General features: G+C 60.1%; 19 protein-coding genes. 12 read left to right on the top strand and 7 right to left on the bottom strand.

Features of this window, described 5'->3' with window-relative positions:
- Positions 1-44: 44 nt before the first annotated feature.
- Positions 45-977, bottom strand: a complete 933-nt coding sequence (locus tag V6943_RS11180) for a DNA-3-methyladenine glycosylase family protein (protein WP_340553497.1) — start codon at positions 975-977, stop codon at positions 45-47.
- A gap of 169 nt (positions 978-1146) precedes the next feature.
- Between V6943_RS11180 and speE the strand changes: the two genes are divergently transcribed.
- Together speE and V6943_RS11190 are read left to right on the top strand one after the other, a co-directional pair.
- Entirely contained in the window at positions 1147-2007 is an 861-nt protein-coding gene (gene speE / locus V6943_RS11185; protein WP_131648542.1) for a polyamine aminopropyltransferase, read from the top strand.
- A 301-nt stretch (positions 2008-2308) separates the two neighbouring features.
- A complete protein-coding gene (locus tag V6943_RS11190; RefSeq protein ID WP_131648543.1) occupies positions 2309-2650 on the top strand; it encodes a ribonuclease E inhibitor RraB in 342 nt (113 codons plus the stop codon).
- A gap of 10 nt (positions 2651-2660) precedes the next feature.
- On the opposite strand, the gene V6943_RS11195 is transcribed toward V6943_RS11190, so the two are convergent.
- Positions 2661-3617 (bottom strand): LysR family transcriptional regulator, encoded by a 957-nt coding sequence (locus V6943_RS11195; RefSeq protein ID WP_131648544.1) that lies wholly within the window; start codon positions 3615-3617, stop codon positions 2661-2663.
- Positions 3618-3722: 105 nt separating this feature from the next.
- On the opposite strand from V6943_RS11195, the gene V6943_RS11200 reads away from it, so the two are divergent.
- Positions 3723-4478, top strand: a complete 756-nt coding sequence (locus V6943_RS11200) for a sulfite exporter TauE/SafE family protein (RefSeq protein WP_131648545.1) — start codon at positions 3723-3725, stop codon at positions 4476-4478.
- A 22-nt stretch (positions 4479-4500) separates the two neighbouring features.
- Here V6943_RS11200 and V6943_RS11205 read toward each other — a convergent pair whose 3' ends face one another.
- Positions 4501-5889 (bottom strand): MATE family efflux transporter, encoded by a 1389-nt coding sequence (locus tag V6943_RS11205; RefSeq protein ID WP_340553498.1) that lies wholly within the window; start codon positions 5887-5889, stop codon positions 4501-4503.
- Between the two features lie 119 nt (positions 5890-6008).
- On the opposite strand from V6943_RS11205, the gene pdxB reads away from it, so the two are divergent.
- The 8 genes from pdxB to V6943_RS11245 all read left to right on the top strand — a co-directional run bounded on the left by pdxB (position 6009) and on the right by V6943_RS11245 (position 13865).
- On the top strand, positions 6009-7154 hold the full coding sequence (pdxB, locus tag V6943_RS11210; protein WP_340553499.1) for a 4-phosphoerythronate dehydrogenase PdxB: 1146 nt from the start codon (positions 6009-6011) through the stop codon (positions 7152-7154).
- A 114-nt stretch (positions 7155-7268) separates the two neighbouring features.
- Positions 7269-9299: a DNA polymerase III subunit gamma/tau gene (gene dnaX, locus V6943_RS11215; RefSeq protein ID WP_340553500.1), complete on the top strand. Its 2031-nt coding sequence runs from the start codon at positions 7269-7271 to the stop codon at positions 9297-9299.
- A gap of 15 nt (positions 9300-9314) precedes the next feature.
- Positions 9315-9641 (top strand): YbaB/EbfC family nucleoid-associated protein, encoded by a 327-nt coding sequence (locus V6943_RS11220; protein ID WP_131648549.1) that lies wholly within the window; start codon positions 9315-9317, stop codon positions 9639-9641.
- 108 nt (positions 9642-9749) lie between these two features.
- The gene (gene recR, locus V6943_RS11225) at positions 9750-10349 is read left to right on the top strand and encodes a recombination mediator RecR (RefSeq protein ID WP_131648550.1); all 600 of its coding nucleotides are present in this window, start codon (positions 9750-9752) and stop codon (positions 10347-10349) included.
- Positions 10350-10533: 184 nt separating this feature from the next.
- On the top strand, positions 10534-11523 hold the full coding sequence (locus V6943_RS11230; RefSeq protein WP_131648966.1) for an ABC transporter substrate-binding protein: 990 nt from the start codon (positions 10534-10536) through the stop codon (positions 11521-11523).
- A 108-nt stretch (positions 11524-11631) separates the two neighbouring features.
- Positions 11632-12378, top strand: coding sequence for an ABC transporter ATP-binding protein (locus V6943_RS11235; protein ID WP_340553501.1), 747 nt, complete (start codon positions 11632-11634; stop codon positions 12376-12378).
- Positions 12375-13148 (top strand): ABC transporter permease, encoded by a 774-nt coding sequence (locus tag V6943_RS11240; protein ID WP_181102094.1) that lies wholly within the window; start codon positions 12375-12377, stop codon positions 13146-13148. Before V6943_RS11235 ends, V6943_RS11240 begins: the two co-directional genes overlap by 4 nt.
- Positions 13149-13157: 9 nt before the next feature.
- The gene (locus V6943_RS11245) at positions 13158-13865 is read left to right on the top strand and encodes a transporter substrate-binding domain-containing protein (protein ID WP_340553502.1); all 708 of its coding nucleotides are present in this window, start codon (positions 13158-13160) and stop codon (positions 13863-13865) included.
- Between the two features lie 17 nt (positions 13866-13882).
- Here V6943_RS11245 and V6943_RS11250 read toward each other — a convergent pair whose 3' ends face one another.
- The 4 genes from V6943_RS11250 to hemN all read right to left on the bottom strand — a co-directional run bounded on the left by V6943_RS11250 (position 13883) and on the right by hemN (position 17287).
- A complete protein-coding gene (locus tag V6943_RS11250) occupies positions 13883-14494 on the bottom strand; it encodes an SCO family protein (protein ID WP_340553503.1) in 612 nt (203 codons plus the stop codon).
- Positions 14495-14496: 2 nt separating this feature from the next.
- Positions 14497-15045 carry an adenine phosphoribosyltransferase gene (locus V6943_RS11255; RefSeq protein WP_340553504.1) on the bottom strand — a complete coding sequence of 183 codons (549 nt, stop codon included), beginning with the start codon at positions 15043-15045 and terminating at the stop codon, positions 14497-14499.
- A 31-nt stretch (positions 15046-15076) separates the two neighbouring features.
- Positions 15077-15811, bottom strand: a complete 735-nt coding sequence (fnr, locus tag V6943_RS11260) for a fumarate/nitrate reduction transcriptional regulator Fnr (RefSeq protein WP_340553505.1) — start codon at positions 15809-15811, stop codon at positions 15077-15079.
- A 96-nt stretch (positions 15812-15907) separates the two neighbouring features.
- Positions 15908-17287: an oxygen-independent coproporphyrinogen III oxidase gene (hemN, locus tag V6943_RS11265; protein WP_340553723.1), complete on the bottom strand. Its 1380-nt coding sequence runs from the start codon at positions 17285-17287 to the stop codon at positions 15908-15910.
- Between the two features lie 200 nt (positions 17288-17487).
- Between hemN and nadE the strand changes: the two genes are divergently transcribed.
- Entirely contained in the window at positions 17488-18318 is an 831-nt protein-coding gene (gene nadE / locus V6943_RS11270) for an ammonia-dependent NAD(+) synthetase (RefSeq protein WP_340553506.1), read from the top strand.
- The last annotated feature ends 14 nt before the right edge of the window (positions 18319-18332 follow it).

Genomic DNA, 18332 nt, shown 5'->3' on the forward strand with positions numbered 1-18332 from the left:
GAGCCTCAGCCAGTTGGTTGTCATGCCGCGATTCGCGAGCACCACTAACTCGTTGAGGCTGCTGGCCCGGCCTTTGTGACCGGTCTTGTTTGTCCTGCCGTGACGCCGTAGTTCTGCCAGATATGTACCGCGGCGTAGGCCCGCCAAGGTCGCCATGCCTGCGATCGAGCCAATAGCTGTCTCGCTGTAATACCTTCGCTCCCCCATAAGGGCGCTTTTAGCAGGCCGAGATCGGCGGCCGGAAAGGCGTCCGCTTCGCCAAATCCTCTCAATGCAATGTACTCGGCGGTCCACGGGCCGATGCCAGGCAACATGCAGAGCCTGCGAATAAGTTCATCCGCACCGTCCTGAACCTGAAGTTCGAGCGCGCCTTCTGCCACCGCAGCCGCCAGGCGTTGCAGTGTCGCGACGCGCTTGCCAGGCATGCCGATATTGTCCAGTTGGGCTTGCGCTATCGTTGCCGGGCTGGGAAACAGCGTGAGCAAACCGGCGGCTTCGCTCGTCGTTGAGCGGGGCAGCTCGCCGCCGAGCCGCTCTACTAGCCGTCGAGTGATGGTCACGGCGGCTTTCACCGTGACCTGCTGGCCAATGATTGCGCGCACCGCCTGTTCGAACGGATCGAAAGCGCTGGGCAGGCGCAGCCAGGGATTCGCAACGACCAGCGGCCCGAGCTGCGGATCGTCGATGAAATGCCGCGCTACGGCTGCCGGGTCGATGTCGAGATCGAACATCTTGCGAACCTGAGAAACCAGCATAGGCGCGTGCTCATGTAACGAGTCGCTCAGGGTCAGTTCAATGGCGTCCTGGCCCGGCAATGGTCGCACGCTGATCCAGCCGACACTTCCATTCACGCGAACGGTACGGCTGTAGCGGTCGGCATCCAGCGCCTCGACTCCCGGCAACAGCCGCAGCGCGAAGTGCTGGTGAAATTGTGTCCAGTTCCAGGGGGCGATATAGGGCAGGTGCAGAGGCGTCATGGGCCGACCATAGCCGTCGTTGATGGGGTTGTCTTCACCGAAAGCGCTTTGAAAGCGGTATGGTTTCCCCTGTCATGAGACCAAAGTAGAATGCGCCTCTTTGCCAACGGGCAGTCCGTGCGGCCTGCGGGCGGCTTGTCTGTTACGCCATCCATCAGGGAGACACCCCATGAGCGACTATCAGGAAACTCTCTACGAGGGATACGGCCAGCGCTTCAGGATCGACAAGATGCTGCATGAAGTGCGTACCGAGCATCAACATCTGGTGATTTTCGAGAATGCCCGAATGGGACGCGTCATGGCGCTTGACGGCGTAATCCAGACCACTGAGGCTGATGAATTCATCTATCACGAAATGCTCACTCACGTACCGATTCTGGCGCATGGCCTGGCGCGCCGCGTGCTGATCATCGGTGGCGGCGACGGCGGGATGCTGCGCGAAGTCGCCAAGCATCGGGATGTGGAAAGCATCACCATGGTCGAGATCGATGGCACCGTGGTGGAGATGTGCAAGGAATTCCTGCCGGAGCACTCGAAAGGCGCATTCGCTGATCCGCGATTGAATCTAGTGATCGACGACGGCATGCGCTTCGTTGCGACTACCGAAGAAAAGTTCGACGTGATCATTTCCGACTCGACCGACCCTATCGGCCCCGGCGAAGTGCTGTTCTCGGAAAACTTCTACCAGGCCTGCCGCCGCTGCCTCAACGAAGGCGGAATTCTGGTCACGCAGAACGGTACGCCGTTCATGCAGTTGGCCGAAGTGCAGACCACCGCAAAGCGCATGACCGGGCTCTTCCCTGACTGGCATTTTTACCAGGCGGCGGTGCCTACCTACATCGGCGGCGCCATGACCTTCGCCTGGGGCGCTTGCGACTCGGCCAGCCGCAAACTGACGCTGGAAACTCTGAGCCAGCGTTTCGCCGGCAGCGGAATCGTCACCCGCTATTACAACCCGCACATCCATATCGGCGCGTTCGCGCTGCCTCAGTATGTGTTGCAGGCCATCAGCAAGCCGAGCAACGATTGAGCGCTTAGCACACTGCGGCAGTCTGTTTTGCCGCAGTGTGCAGGTTGGCTCGATGTCCATCATGCGTACGATAACGATGCGTACACCGTATGTCGTTGGGGGACGGCATGCGGCGCCTGAACCGAACTACTCAGGACTGCTGAGGCCTATTGTTTATACCGCACGCTGTTTCCCGTTGCGGTTTCTTATCTGTTAAAGATATTTGCGATTGGCTCTAGTCAGCCGATATCCGCAAAGAGGCTGACTCAAGACTCTATCCATTCCCCCACCGTTTCATCCATGAGTGAGAGGAGGTTGTTTTATGAGTGCCACCTTCCATGAGGATGTAAGCAGCAACGTATTGATGAGGATGAAAGAGGGCGGTTTCGATTTCGCCCGCGTCCATCCGATCGAGTTCTATGCCGTATTTCCCGATCGCGAGTGTGCGTCTGCCGCCGCAAGCCAATTTCGCGGTGAATGCATCAACGCCCAGATCGCCCCACGTGATGACGGCGCCTGGGACCTACAGGTCAGCAAGGTGATGTACGCCACCTTCGATGGCATTGGTGATTTCGAACAGGATCTGGAAAATCTGATCGAGCCGCTGGGTGGTGTGGTTGATGGCTGGGGCGTCACCCAAGAAATATCCGGCTGCCCCGTCTGACGTCAATTCCTTAACCAAAGCTTAGCCCGCTTTGCAGTGCCTGATCCCAGGGTGGGATCGGGCCAAACCGGCTTTTCAGAAACTCTAGTAGCAACCGGCTGCGAGAGTCGGCTTCCCTGGTCAGGCGCAGGGCGTAGATGCCGCTTGGCTCCGGCGCTGGCAGGCCCTGTTCACAGAACAGCGGCAGCAATTCCCCGCGCAGCAGGTGATCGCTGATCAACCAGGTCGGCAGATGCGCAATACCCAGGCCAGCCACGGTGCCGCAAAGCAGCGCTTCGGCATTGTTCGCGATCATCCGCAGGCGTCTCGGCCGTAACAGCTGCAACTTGCCCTCATACTCAAATCGCCAAGCGTGGGTCGGTGCCAGTGCATCCCAATCCAACCCGTCATGTTCTGGCAACTCCGCGACCGATATCGGAGTGCCTCGCCGCGCCAGGTAATCGGGGCTGGCGCAGGCGATGCGCGTCATCGGCGCCAGTGCCGTGGCGACCAGCCGTGTTTCGGCCAGCGGGCCGATACGCAGTACCAGATCGACTTCGCCTAAGTGTTCGCCCTGCAGATCGACAAAGCTGTCGATCAGGCGTAGCTGGATATCCACACCCGGATAGGCCTGCAGAAACTCCGCAAGCGCAGGTGCCAGATGCCGGCGGCCGAAAGGCGCTGGCGCATCGATACGGATGCGGCCTTCCGGTGTGCTTTGTAGCGATGTCATTTCGGCGCGGGCCAGGTTGAGTTCCTGAACGATACGCCTGGCGCGCTCGGCAAAGACCTGCCCGGCTGCGGTGGGCTTGATGGAATGGGTGTTGCGGCTGACCAGTTGGCAGGCAAGCGAGCGTTCCAGCGAATCGATACGACGGGCAACGGAAGAGGGCGTGAGTCCATGCAGGCGGCCCGCAGCTGAAAAGCTGGAGGTATCGATCACGGCGAGAAATAGCCGGAACTGATCGGTGAGTGCGTTGGCATCCATGTTCGTTGCTCCGCTTTGCGTAAGTTGCAAAACCATTGTGCAGGCTTGTGCGTGTACCTACTAGAGGGCGGTGAGTAGCATTGCGGTTTTTATCAGGAAGCGATCATGGACTTCGTCGGGCTCGGGCTGAATGTGGTGTTGGGTTTGGCGTTGGGAACACTCGGCGGCCTGTTCGGAATCGGCGGTGGGTTGATTGCGATTCCGGTGCTCGGCGTGCTGTTCGGGCTGGATCAGCAGGTTGCGCAAGGCACGGCGTTGGTGATGGTTGTGCCTAATGTGCTGCTCGCCATCTGGCGTTATCACCAGCGCAACCGCATCGACCCGCGCCACGCTGCGGCGCTGGGTATAGCCAGTTTCTTTTTTGCCATTGCGGGTGCCGCCATTGCGGTTTCGCTCGATGCTGGCCGCATGCGTATCGCCTTCGTCGGTTTCCTCGTCGCCCTAGCTGCCTACACCTTGTTGCGCGTTTTCATTCGGTCGCAGCCTGGGAGTACCGAATTGCGCCATCCGTGGCCTTGGCTGGGCGTGCTGGGTGCTGGCGCCGGTGCGTTGGGTGGATTGTTCGGCGTTGGCGGCGCGGTGCTTGCCACGCCGGTGCTTACGGCAGTGTTCGGTACATCGCAGGTCGTTGCACAGGGGCTGTCATTGTCGTTGGCGGCGCCAAGCACCGCCGTAACGTTATTCGCCTATGCCACTCACGACCAGGTCGACTGGTCGCTGGGGTTGCCGCTTGCCGTTGGCGGATTGCTCAGTATCAGCCTTGGCGTGAAACTGGCACACGCGCTGCCGGAACGCCTGTTGCGCGTTCTGTTCAGCGGCTTCCTGCTACTAAGTGCTGTGATGCTGGCGTTCGAGGTCTGACACGTTTGACGTGATCGCCACACTACGCTGCGGCCTGGGTCGCTTGCCGGCGTATCTCCCGTCGGGCACTGCGCGCCAGGCGGATGGTGAGCAATATCGCGGCGCAACTCAGGCCGGCGATCAGTCCTTGCCAGAGCCCAGCCGGACCGCTCGGGTCGCCGAACCTGTCGGTGAGGCCCAGCAGGTAGCCTACCGGCAGGCCGATGCCCCAGTAGGCGAAGAGGGTGAAGATCATCGTCATGCGTGTGTCCTGATAGCCACGTAGCGCGCCGGCTGCGGTGACTTGCACCACGTCGGAGAACTGGAACAGCGCGGCATAGAAAAACAAGCTGGCTGCGACGGCAATTACGGCCGGGTCGGTGGTATAGATGCGGGCGATCTGCTCGCTGAACAACAGCATCGTGCCGGCCGAGAAACAGGCATAGACCAAGCTTGAAACGATCCCGACGCCAGCAACGAAGCGCGCATCTCGCGGCGCGTTACGTCCCAGCGTCTGACCGATGCGTACGGTGATGGCCATACCCAGCGACAGCGGAATCATGAAGATCAGCGAGGTGAAGTTCAGCGCGATCTGGTGCCCAGCGACGACAGTTGCTCCGAGACTACCGATCAGCAGAGCGATGACCGAGAAGATGCTGGCCTCGGCGAACACCGCAACCCCGATCGGTACGCCAACGGAAAGCAGGCGGCTCAGTACGGACCAGTCCGCCCAATCGAAACGGGCAAAAAGCCGGTTTGGTTGGTAGTAGTCGGCACGCCGGACCCAGAACAGCATGGCCAGCAGCATGAAGCCCATGACCACGGCAGTGGCCCAGCCGCAACCGACACCGCCCATGGCAGGCAGACCAAGCTTGCCGTAGATGAAGATGTAGTTGAGCGGGATGTTCAATGCCAGCGCAAGAAGCCCTACGACCATGCTGGGACGCGTGTGTCCGAGGCCGTCGCTGTAGCAGCGCAATACCTGGTACAGGGCCACCGCCGGAAAGCCGCAAGCCACCGCTCTCAGATAGGCCATCGCTGGCTCAATCAACGTCTGATCGACCTGCATCAGGTGTAGCACGGGTTCGGCATTCCACATCAATATCGCCAACAGCGTGCCGATCCCGAAGCCCATCCATAATGCCTGGCGCACCAGCGGGCCGATTTGCTCATGCTGCCCGCTGCCGAAGCGCTGTGCGACATTGGGTGTCGTTGCCAGAATGATCCCTGTGAGAAGCAGAAACACAGGGACCCAGATGGAGTTGCCCAGCGCTACGGCAGCAAGATCGCGGGGGCTGACGCGCCCGGCCATCAATGTATCGACGAAGCCCATGGCGGTGTTCGCCAGTTGCGCGATCATCATGGGCAGGGCGAGAGCAAAGAGGGTGCGCAATTCAACGCGAACCCTGCTGAGTTTCGACTCAGTGGGCATTCAGGGTGTATCCAATTGTATACAGAGCCGCTCAGTCTACGCCGTGAGAGGTGTTCTCGGAAGGCGGCACGGCGCTTCGAGGAGGTCTAGAATGGGCTCATCAATGACGGAGCCTGCCAATGCGCATCCTTGCCGACGAAAATATTCCGCTGGTCGAAGCATTCTTTGCCGAGCACGGCGAGATTCGCCGTATGCCTGGCCGTAGCATCAATAGAGCGTCGCTCGAACAAGCTGAGGTGCTTCTGGTTCGTTCAGTCACCCGTGTCGACCGCGAGCTGCTCGAAGGCAGTGCCGTGCGCTTCGTTGGTACCTGCACCATTGGTACCGATCATTTGGATGTCGATTATTTCGAGAAGGCGGGTATTAGCTGGGCAAGCGCGCCGGGCTGCAATGCCCGGGGCGTCGTCGACTATGTGCTCGGCAGTCTCCTGGCGCTGGCCGAGTGTGAGGGCGCGGAGCTGGCTGATCGCCGTTATGGTGTGGTCGGTGCCGGGCAAGTGGGTGGCAGACTGGCGGAGGTGCTGCGCGGTCTGGGTTGGACTGTACGGGTGTGTGATCCGCTGCGGCAGACCCGTGAGGTTGGCGAGTTCGTCGGTCTGGATGAAATCCTCGCCGAGTGTGACGTCATCAGCCTGCATACACCCTTGACATTGGAAGGCGAGCATTCGACGTTTCACCTGCTGGACCGATCCCGTCTGCAACAGCTGCGCCCGGGCGCCTGGCTGATCAATGCAGCTCGCGGTGCGGTCGTCGACAACGCAGCTCTACGCGAACAGCTGACCAGACGGCCCGATATTCAGGTGGTGCTCGACGTCTGGGAAGGGGAGCCGCAGGCTGACGTCGAACTGGCCAGGTTATGTCGGATCGCCACACCGCACATCGCCGGTTACAGCCTGGACGGTAAATTGCGCGGAACCGCTCAGATATACGAGGCGTTCTGCGCCAGCAAAGGGCTGGCACCAACGGTGGATCTGGCCGAGCTGATGCCGGTCGCGCCGTTGCGTGGGCTTTCCTTCGATGCATCGGCGCCACCCCGTGACGCGCTGGCAACAATATGCCGAGCGGTTTACGACCCGCGTAGCGACGATGCAGCGTTTCGCCGAAGCTTGACCGGCAAAGACGAACAACGTCGCAACGGCTTCGATCTGCTGCGCAAACAGTACCCTCCGCGTCGAGAGATAGAGGGGCTGCAAGTCGAGATCAACGATACCCAGCCGCAGTTGGAGCAGTTGGTGCGCGCACTGGGCGCGACCCTCAAGCGTTGACGCGACGGTTGGCGTGGTTGCGAGCTGGATCTGCTTAGCTGACGACAGGCCGGATGCAATTTGCGGCCTGCTCCGCTAGCATTACCCGTCCTCTGCTTTCCCCGCGATGGTGTTATGAGTTATCAGGTTTTAGCCCGTAAATGGCGTCCGCGTTCGTTCCGCGAAATGGTCGGGCAGACGCACGTGCTCAAGGCCCTGATCAATGCGCTCGATAGCCAGCGCCTGCACCACGCTTATCTATTTACCGGTACCCGCGGGGTGGGTAAAACCACTATCGCGCGGATCATCGCCAAGTGCTTGAACTGCGAAACCGGCGTCAGCTCCACGCCTTGTGGCGAGTGCTCTGTATGTCGCGAAATCGATGAAGGCCGTTTCGTTGATCTGATCGAAGTCGACGCCGCGAGCCGCACCAAGGTCGAAGACACTCGCGAGCTGCTGGATAACGTGCAATACGCGCCCAGCCGTGGGCGTTTCAAGGTTTACCTGATCGACGAAGTGCACATGCTCTCGTCGCATTCTTTCAACGCGCTGCTGAAGACGCTCGAAGAGCCGCCGCCGCACGTCAAGTTCCTGCTGGCCACCACCGATCCGCAGAAGCTGCCTGTCACCATTCTTTCGCGCTGTCTGCAGTTCTCGTTGAAGAACATGCCGCCGGAGCGGGTGGTCGAGCACCTGAACCATGTACTGAGTGCTGAAAACGTACCCTTCGAGCAAGACGCTCTCTGGCTGCTTGGACGCGCCGCCGACGGTTCGATGCGTGATGCCATGAGCCTGACCGACCAGGCGATCGCCTTTGGTGAGGGCAAGGTGCTGGCCGAGGACGTGCGCAGCATGCTCGGCACCCTGGATCACGGCCAGGTTTACGGGGTAATGCAGGCGCTACTGGAGGGTGACGCACGCGCCATGCTGGAGGCGGTCCGGCACTTAGCGGAGCAAGGCCCGGACTGGGGCGGCGTGCTGGCCGAAATGCTCAATGTGCTGCATCGCGTCGCCATAGCCCAGGCGTTGCCGGAGGCGGTGGATAACGGCCAGGGCGATCGTGAGCGGGTGCTGGGGCTGGCCCAGGCGTTGCCGGCTGAAGACGTACAGTTCTACTACCAGATGGGCCTGATCGGTCGGCGCGATCTGCCGCTGGCGCCGGACCCACGCAGTGGCTTCGAAATGGTCCTGCTGCGCATGTTGGCGTTTCGACCGGCTGATAGTGAAGATGCACCACGAACACCGCTAAAGAGCCTGGGGATCAGTCCGGCCACGACTGATTCCAGACCAACCGATGTGGCCGGTCCAGCAACATCGGCTGCGCCGGAACCTGAGTCGCGTGTGATGCCTTCGCCAGCGCCAGCGCCAGCGCCTTCGACGCCCGTTGTCTCTTCATCGCCACCGGAGCCGGTCACCGCTCTGGTGTCGATCAGTCCCGATCCCGATCCCGTTCCGGCTCCTGCGATCAAGCCCGAGTTGGTGTCCGAACCTGCTCCTCCGGTCGTCGACTTGCCTTGGAATGAGCCGCCGGTTACGTCCCCAGTCGCGGTGGAAAGTGAGGCACTTGAACAGCGAATCGCCCCGGTTGGCGAGCCCGAGCATGTGGCCGCAGTCGTTGAGGTGAACGAGCCGGACGATGACGAGCCGCCGTTGACCGATGAGGATTATTTCGAAGTCGAAACTCAGGCCGAAGCCTATCTCGAAGGGCTGGATGACCTGACGGCAGAACCGCAGGTCGTCGCACCGGCCCCTGCGGTCGAGCCTGCTACTGGTTTGGCTGCCGAGTGGCTCGATATCTATCTGAAGTTGGGTCTGGGCGGCCTGACCGGCAGCATCGCGGCCAATTGCACACTGATTTCAGTGAGCGACGATCGCTGGTTGATGCACCTGGATCCGGCGCAAAGTGCGCTATTCAACGCGACCCAGCATCGGCGTCTTAACGAGGCGCTGAATCAATATCACGGGCGTACATTGCGGCTGGATATCGAGCTGCAGACGCCGCAGCAGGAAACACCCGCTCAGGCAGCGGCACGACGCCGTGGTGAGCGCCAGCGGGCGGCCGAGCAGTCGATCCAGGCTGATCCCGTGGTGCAGCAATTGATGCAACAGTTCGCCGCCGTCATTCGTGACGGTACCATCGAACCCGTAGAACACTCCGAACCCTGATCCGAGGTAAATCCCATGATGAAAGGTGGCATGGCCGGCCTGATGAAGCAGGCGCAGCAGATGCAGGAAAAAATGCAGAAGATGCAGGAGGAGTTGGCCAACGCCGAAGTCACCGGCCAGTCCGGCGCCGGCTTGGTGAGCGTTGTGATGAACGGCCGGCACGACGTCAAACGCGTCAGCCTGGACGACAGCCTGATGCAGGAAGACAAGGAGATCCTCGAGGATCTGATCGCCGCTGCGGTGAACGATGCAGTGCGCAAGATTGAGCAGAACAGCAAGGAAAAGATGGCGGGCATGACCGAGGGCATGCAGCTGCCGCCGGGTTTCAAGATGCCGTTCTAAAAGAAGCCATAAGCTTGAAGCGTGAGGAAGAGCTTGCAAACCATCCGGTCGAACGCAGGCTCTGATTCAGCTTTCAGCTTTCAGCTTTCAGCTTTCTCCGAGAAATTCATGAGCTTCAGTCCCCTTATTCGTCAACTCATCGATGCGCTGCGCGTTCTTCCCGGTGTCGGACAGAAAACCGCTCAGCGCATGGCGCTACAGATGCTCGAGCGTGATCGAAGTGGCGGGCTGCGATTGGCGCAAGCGCTTGCACGGGCAATGGAGGAGGTGGGCTATTGCCGGCAATGCCGTACGTTGAGCGAGGATGAACTCTGTCCGCAATGTGCCGACCCGCGGCGGGACGATTCGCTGCTATGCATCGTCCAGAGCCCAGTGGATGTGTTCGCTGTGGAACAGACCGGTTTTCGTGGGCGCTACTTCGTCCTGAAGGGGCACTTATCACCGCTCGACGGGCTGGGTCCCGAGGCCATCGGTATCCCTGAACTGCTTGTGCGCGTAGCTGAAGGCAATTTCAGCGAAGCGATATTGGCAACCAATCCGACTGTAGAAGGTGAGGCGACTGCTCATTACATCGCTCAGCTGTTGATTCCGAAGGGGCTGACGTTGAGCCGCATCGCACATGGCGTGCCGCTTGGTGGAGAGCTCGATCTGGTCGATGGCGGCACGCTTGCCCACGCCTTGGCTGGACGGAAGACGATCACGCTCTAATCTTTTGCCGTAGTGCAATCTCAGCAACTTATAACCTCCGGTTTAATGCTTATGACTGTTAACTAGTGCCGTTCAGAAATAACTTCGTGTAAAGTTCTAAGCCAGAATTGATTATAACTAAATGGAATTGAAAGCTTTCTTTTGGTTATATGACTAAATGTTGCCTAAGAGCTTGAGGTTGATGATGAAGGCAAAACACTGGCTGGTCCCTGCGCTACTGCTGCTCAGCGCTTTCGCGCAAGCTCAAGAAAAGTTCAAGGTTGGCTTCATCCGGGTTATGGACGATGCTCAAGCGATGGTTGCCTTCGAAGGCGACTTGTACAAAAAGCATGGACTGGATGTAGAACTGGTCGAATTCAGCTCCGGGACCGATCTGATCAAGGCGATCGTTGGCGGGCAGCTGGATACAGGTGTACTGGGCTTCACCAACGCGGTCGCCTGGGCTTCCAAGGGCGCCGATCTGAAAGTGGTCGGTGGTGCCCAGCAGGGTTATCACTCGATTCTGGTGCGTAACGAAACCGGTATCGATGATGTGGCCGGTCTCAAGGGACACAGCTTGGCTTCGCAGCGCGAGGGCAGCACCGCCGATTCGGTACTGCGCGGCGTGACGCTGAAGTCTGCCGGCCTGCAACCCAGCGACGTAAATATCATGGGTGTCAGTCCGGCGGTTGCGGTGCAGTCGCTGGTTTCCGGTCGGGTCGATGCGGCGTTCCTGTTCGAGCCCTATGACCGCATCGCCCAGCTGGTAGCACCGGTCAAGCAGATCTACGAGATCGGCGAGGTCTGGCCTTTCCCCTGCATGGTGGTGATCACTTCCGGTGAAACATTGGCCAAGCGCAAGGATGCCGTCTGGAAATCTCTCGATGCCCAGCGTGACGCCATTGAGTTGCTGGAGAAGCAACCCGCCGAAGCCGCCAAGCTGATCGCCGATTACTTCATCGCCGAACCGACGCTCAAGACGCTCGAGCGTGGCGAGTTGTCACGTGAGGTGGTAATCGAGGAAGCCATCGCGACCCAGGATTTCACCGCCAAACTGGACGATGCCGATCTGGCGCGTATCCAGGAGCTGGCCGATATCCTTCAGGAACTGGGTTCGCTGAAAACCCGCGACGGCAAGCCGTTCGATACCAGCGCGATCCTGGATCTTTCCTGGCAGGAAGCACGCGAACTCTGATCATCGTATCGGCGACCTGTTAATGGCGCCGATCGCTCATTGCCCGGCCACGTGCCGGGCAGTTTTCATTCTGCCGGTCGTTGCCGGTGAAGTTCTTTCAGGTTTTTCATGCAGCTCAGATTCGAAGAAGTAGACAAGCAGTTCGGGCAACTGGAAGTCATCAAGGGTTTCAATGGTGAGTTTGCCCAGGGCGAACTGGTAGCTCTGGTCGGACCTTCTGGTTGTGGCAAATCGACCTTGCTGCATCTGGTGGCCGGGCTGGAGAACCCGACTGCAGGTCGTGTGTTGGCCGATGGCAAGAAGATTCCCGGACCGAGCCCACGGCGCACCCTGGTATTCCAGGAGCATGCGCTCTATCCATGGCTGAGCCTGCAGGCCAATGTCGCCATGGCGCTGGAGCTGCAGGGCGTGGCCAAGGCCAGTGCCTTCGAGCAAGCCGCTGCCTGGTTGGCCCGGGTGAGCCTGGAAGGCTTCGAACATTACTACCCTCATCAGGTTTCGGGTGGCATGCGTCAGCGCACGGCGTTGGCGCGTGCCTTTATCGCCAAACCCGAGGTACTGCTGCTCGATGAGCCCTTCGGTGCGCTTGATGCGTTGACCCGCATGGCGCTGCAGGACGTGCTGCTGGAGCTCATCAACGAACATCAGCCCACCGTGCTGCTGGTGACCCATGACGTCGACGAGGCGCTGTATCTGGCCGACCATGTCCTCGTATTCAGCGCGCGCCCGGCGCGGGTACTGAAAACCTTCAATTTCACCCATTGCGAGAAGAGTCACGATCTCTCCGCATTTGCCGCCGAGCGCACCGAGATTCTGCGGTTGCTGGGCATCAAGACGGAGGTCGGTCAGCCATGAGTCAACCTCGTCGTCTAACCGGGCCGAAGAAACACCTTGCTGTGGTGCTGGCGGTCCTGTTCATCCTGCTGATTTGGCAGGCTGCCGCCTGGAGCCTGCCATCGTTTCTGATGCCAGGGATTCCCACGGTGCTCGAACGGCTGTTCGCCACGGTACAAGAGCCCGAATTCCGCGAAGGCCTGTACGGCAGCATGAGCCGTCTTGGTAGCGGCTACGGCTTTGCGCTGCTGTTTGGCATTGGCTTTGGTCTGGTCGGAGGCGTGCTGTTCTTCTTTCGGGAGATCCTGCGCTCGGCCATCGTCATCCTGCAGTCGATTCCCTCGATCGCCTGGGTGCCGCTGTTTCTCATCGTCATGGGCTTCGGCAACCTGCCGATCATCGTGGTGGTGGCCCTGGCGGCATTCTTCCCCATGGCCCTGTCGGTGATGAACGCCACCGAAAGCGTGCAGCCGGTACATGTATCGGCCGCGCGGGTGATGGGGGCGTCGCGCTGGCAGTTGCTGCGGCGCGTTTATTTGCCGGCAGTGATGCCAGAATTGATTACCGGCGCTCAGCTGGCCTTCGGTAACGCTTGGCGTGCGCTGATTTCCGCTGAAATGCTGATCGGCTTCGGGCAGGGCCTGGGGCGTTCACTCGCCTATTCCGGCGAGATCGCCGACATGGTCGGGGTGATGATGAATATCCTGGTGATCGCCATTCTTGCCACGCTGATCGATCAGGTGGTGCTGGAAAAATTCAAGCAAAGGATGCTTCGCTACCAGTACGTCTGAGGAGGTGCCGTGAAGTCCCACCTGCTGCGGTTGTTGTTCGTGTTGCTGATGCCGGCCGGTGCGTTCGCAGCACCCTTGCAGGCGGTGCTGGTGGGGGATTATCGGCCGCTCAAGGCGACTGAATCGGAGGCGGTTGCCGAAGGGTTCGAAGCGGCCTGGCTTGCCGGCCTGGCTGAGACGTTGGAGAACGGCATCGAGCTCGCGGATGCGCAGGCACAGGCGGATCTGCGCATCGGAGCGATCCACTCGGGAGCGATCTACTACTCGGCCACGATCGCGGCGCTGGCTGCGGCCGAAGCTGGGCCTGCCGGATGGGCCGAGCTTGCCGGCGCTTCTTTCTGCGTTGCAGCCGGAAGCCCTCATGCTGCTACCGTTGTGAGCCGCTTCGGGGGTGTCGCCCGCACTTATTCAAGTGCGGCACAGACGTTGATTGGCTTGAAACTGGGTGAGTGTCAGGCGGTAGTAGCTGACCGGCTACTACTCGAGCAAATCGCTGCGCTGCCGGAATGGCGGCGCTACAACCGGTTGCTGCCTGCGCTGGAAGAGCCTGAGGTGACACTGCGGATCGAGGCGGAGGATGCGGCGCTGCAGCAGCGGATCGAGCGAATCCTTTCAAGCGAGCAGGGGCAAAGGGCACTAGCTGATGTCACTCAGTACTGGATCGACGAAGTAGCATTTCAGGCGTATGTGCTGGCTGACACCCTGGATTGCCACTAATTCTCCCGCCGAATGTGTCATTCGGCCTCGATTATTTGCGGCAGGGCCTGGCGCAGTCCGTCGAGCTTGAACGGTGCGCGGACGTGGCCGCGCAGATTGCCATCAGGATCGACGATAGCCAGATTGCCGCTGTGACTGACGCTGTAATCGCCCTCGGTCTGTTGTGCCGGTACGAACGGAAGCCCCAGTGCCCTGGACAGTTTCTGCAACTGCGCCATGTCTCCCGTCAACCCTTGGAATCCTGCACGGTAATAACCGAGATAGGTGCGCAGCACCTCGGGCGTGTCGCGCGCCGGATCGGCAGTGATCAACACCAGCTGGAGCTGTTCACGAACATCAGAAGGCAGTTGGCCGAATAGCCGTCGCATGTCGCTCAGTGTCGTGGGGCAGATATCCGGGCAGGCGGTGAACCCGAAGAACATAAGGTGCCAGCGTCCGCGAAGAGAATCGGTGCTGACGGCCTGGCCTTGCTCGTTTATCAGCTCGAGGACCGGCAATGGCCGCTCGCGCGGCAGAAGCAGCAGATTCGCATCATCAAGCAACGCGTTGCGGTCGAAGGCAAACGAAGAGGAGCAGAACGTCACCAGCAAAACTGCGCAGCTGATAATCCTCGTTGCTTTGCGGAACATGATCAGCGCTCGTTCAGCTCGAATGCGGTGAGCGTGAACGTGGGAATGCCCATGTCCTGCAGTTTGCGTGATCCACCCAGTTCGGGCAGGTCAATGATTGCGGCGGCTTCATGAACCTTGGCGCCCATGCGGCGAACCAGCTGCGCGGCGGCAATCAGCGTGCCGCCGGTGGCGATCAGATCGTCCAGCAGTAACACCGAATCGCCTTCACAAAGGCTGTCAGCGTGAACTTCGAGGAAGGCTTCGCCGTACTCGGTGCTGTAGGACGCGGCCAGCACGTCGGCCGGGAGCTTGCCTTTCTTGCGAAACAGGATCAGCGGTCTGTTCAATTCGTAGGCGATGATCGAACCGATGATGAAGCCGCGGGCGTCGAGTGCGCCTACATGGCTGAAGTTGGTCTCGACATAGCGTTGAATCAGGCTATCCGCCACCATGCGCAGCGCCTTGGGCGACTGCAACAGCGGAGTGATGTCGCGGAATACCACGCCCGGCTTGGGGAAGTCGGGGACCGGGCGTATCAGTGTCTTGATGGCGAATTCGTCGAAAATCATAACGGGCTCTCGCTACTAGGCGTCCGAGTTTCTAGGCGTCCATGTTTCCGCCCGCCAGGGCGCATAACCGGATTGAATCGAGGATACGAACTTCCTTGCCTTCTGCTTCCAGCAGGCCGTTGGCCTGACAGCGGGTAAACACCCGCGAGACCGTCTCGACCGCCAGCCCCAGGTAGTTGCCGATCTCGTTGCGCGACATGGGCAGCCGAAACTGGTTGGCGGAAAAACCCCGCGCACTGAAGCGGGCCGACAGGTTGATCAGAAAGGTCGCGATGCGCTCGTCGGCGCTCTTCTTCGAAAGCAACAGCATCATTTGTTGATCGTCGCGAATTTCGCGACTCATGATGCGCATCAATTGACGGCGAAGCTGCGGCAGCAAAACGCTGAGTTCATCGAGGCGATCGAATGGAATTTCGCACACCGAAGTCGTTTCAAGCGCTTGGGCGGTGACCGGGTAGGTTTCAGTATCCATCCCGGAAAGGCCCACCAGTTCGCTCGGCAGATGAAAGCCGGTGATCTGTTCTTCGCCGGTGTCGGTGACGCTGAAGGTGCGCAGGGCTCCGGAGCGAATGGCGAACACCGAGCTGAACGGCTCGCCCTGGCGGAACAGCGCTTCTCCTTTCCTCAGCGGACGCCCGCGCTTGACGATCTCGTCCAACGTATCCATGTCCTGCATGTTCAACGAAAGCGGCAAGCACAGACCGGAAAGACTGCAATCCTTGCAATGAGCTTGCGGTTGTCTGCGGACCTTGATCGACTCGGACATCGGTGGTTCCTGAAAAACCTTACGGGACGCGCAAGATTAACCCAGGCCAGCGGCTTAGGCCAATTGGCGCAAGGGTCGCATGCAAGCACGCTCCGGTTATATGGCGCGGGACAAGAGCCGGGCGGGACGAGGCGCGCGATTGTCGAACTGCATGCAGATCGCGTTGGCCAGCAGGCGTCCGGCCGGCAGGATGACGAGCGCGTCTGCCTTGAGTTGAATGAGCCCGTCGGCAGCCATCGTTTCCAGAGTTGGCCAGCTGTCTTTGAAATAGGTTTTGAAGTCGATCCCGTAGGCGCTTTCGATCTCGTCGTAATGCAGTTCGAAATTGCAGATCAACGCCTCGATCACCTGACTCCTGATTCGATCATCCTCGCTGCATCGCAGTCCACGAACCGTGGCCAGCTGCCCTTGATCCAGCATCTGCTGATAAAGCGTGATATCGCTGTGGTTCTGGCAGTACAGATCGCCGATCTGGCTGATCGCCGAAACGCCGAGACCGATCAGGTCGCAATGACCATGTGTGGTGTAGCCCTGAACGTTGTGTTGTAGCGTGCCGTCCTCCTGCGCCATTGCCAGCTCGTCATCAGGCAGGGCGAACTGATCCATGCCGATATAGCGGTAGCCGGAGCGGGTCAGTTGTTCCACGCTGTGTTGCAGCATCGCGAGCTGGTCGTTCGAGGTGGGGAGGTCCGTGGCGCTTATTCGTCGCTGTGCCATGTGCCGTTCGGGTAGGTGCACATAATTCGAGACAGATATGCGATCAGGCTGCAGGGCAAGAACGGCTTCTACCGTGCGGGCGAAGCGTCCGTGGGTCTGCAGTGGTAGGCCATAGACGAGGTCCATGTGTAGCGAGCGATATTGCAGGGTCCGAGCTGCCTCGATGATCGTCTGGGTCTGCTCGATCGTCTGCGGCCGGTTGATGGCTCGTTGCACATCTGGATCCAGCGCCTGCAGACCCACACTTATCCGATTGAAGCCAAGCTCGCGCAGCAATCCCATCGTCGGCCAGTCCGCTTCGCGGGGATCGATCTCGATACTGAAGTCCGCGTGATCGTCGTTCTGCAGGTTGAAGTGCTTGCGCAGATGCGTCATCAGTCGTCGCAGATCGTGATGGCTGAGCAAGTTCGGCGTGCCGCCGCCGATATGCAGCTGCTCGACCACCTGATGCGGGGCGAGATGACAGGCAATCATCTCGATTTCCTGTTCCAGCCGCTGCAAATAGGACTGGATGCGGCTGCGGTCGCTCGTGATGACCTTGTTACGGTGGCAGTAATAGCAGGCCGTTGCGCAGAACGGTAGATGGATATAAAGCGAAAGCGGGCGGCTGGCCTGTCGACTGCGACGCAATGCATGCAGCAGATCGAAGGAACTCAGTCCGCCGCTGAACTGGAGCGCCGCGTGATATGACGGGTAGCTCGGCCCAGCCTGACCGTAACGATGGATCAGGTCGGCATCCCAGCGAATGGCGTCGAGCATCATACGGTCTCGGTTTGACTGCGGTGACGGGATTCTAGGACTGGCGCATCCGCGTAGACTTGACCTGTATCAAGCAAGTCCAGACCCAGCGGCGGGCGCTGAGACCGGTGGCGCGGACATGGAGATTTATCGCCGAACCGTGGTCGGATTAGTCAAACTAGGGCTTGAACCGAAACCGTTCATCCGCATAGGAGACACACATGCATAGCCGCCAACAAGAGATCGCTGCCGCACTCAACGTTTGCTCACCGTTTGATGGGCCTGCAGCGGTCCAGGCCGACATCGAGCGGCGGGTTGCCTTCATCCAGGCATGCCTGCGCGATTCGGGCATGAAAACTCTGGTTCTGGGGATCAGTGGCGGCGTCGATTCGACTACGGCTGGCCTGCTTGCTCAGCGTGCGGTGGAGGGGATGCGTGCCGCAGGGGAGGGCGACGACTACCGCTTCATTGCGGTCCGCCTGCCATATCAGGTTCAGCATGACGAGGACGAAGCGCAGCTGGCAATTGACTCGATAAAGCCGGATGAATGCCATACGGTCAATATCGGCGCTGCGGTGCAGGGCTTGGCGCGGGCGACCGAGGCGCTCGATGACTTGACCCCGGCGAAGCGCGACTTCGTGCTGGGCAACACCAAGGCGCGGATGCGCATGGTAGCTCAGTACACCATTGCCAATGCACGACACGGTCTGGTGATCGGCACCGATCATGCGGCCGAAGCGGTGATGGGATTCTTCACCAAATTCGGCGATGGCGCCTGTGACCTCACACCGCTGGCCGGCCTCGTCAAGCATCAGGTGCGGGAATTGGCCGCCGCGTTAGGCGCGCCCGAGCAACTGGTCAAGAAGGTGCCGACGGCCGATCTGGAAGAGCTCTCGCCAGGCAAGCCGGACGAAGACGCGCATGGGGTGAGCTATCAGAATATCGATGCGTTCCTGCAAGGCCTGCCGGTTCCTGAAGAGGCGGCTCGCATCATCGTGGAAACCTACGACAAGTCGGCACACAAGCGGCAGATGCCGAAAGAGCCGGTCTAGAGCAGCTTCAGGTT

It is taken from the genome of Pseudomonas sp. CBC3, assembly GCF_037967085.1.
GTDB lineage: Bacteria > Pseudomonadota > Gammaproteobacteria > Pseudomonadales > Pseudomonadaceae > Stutzerimonas.